The organism is Brucella sp. NBRC 12950 (assembly GCF_030268145.1).
Classification (GTDB): domain Bacteria; phylum Pseudomonadota; class Alphaproteobacteria; order Rhizobiales; family Rhizobiaceae; genus Brucella.
On the sequence record NZ_BSQC01000071.1, the window covers coordinates 1 to 318 of the forward strand.

A 318-nucleotide genomic window follows, 5' to 3' on the forward strand; every position below is an offset into this window, starting at 1 on the left:
GAGAAGATGTAATCGGACTGATCAATGATCAGTGTCGCAAGAGCTTGCTCAAGCCTTGCATTATGATTGGCAGCCTGACCGCGCCACCGATTGTATCTCGAGAAGCTGGTCTTTCTGCTGATAACGTTGAAACAAGCATTTGCAGTCAAATGGCAACATTTGGCGTCGCATAATGCGGCTTTTAAAGCTGTTTTGATGGATATTGGCAATGAGAGTGATCAAGTGTCTTAAGGGCATTTGGTGGATGCCTTGGCATGCACAGGCGATGAAGGACGTGATACGCTGCGATAAGCGTCGGGGAGGTGCGAATACCCTTTG

The 318-nt window shown here is 48.1% G+C and carries 1 rRNA gene; it reads left to right on the forward strand.

Annotation, left to right across the window (positions count from 1 at the left end):
• Nucleotides 1-216: 216 nt before the first annotated feature.
• Nucleotides 217-318, forward strand: a 23S ribosomal RNA gene (locus QSJ70_RS27500); the annotation flags it as partial.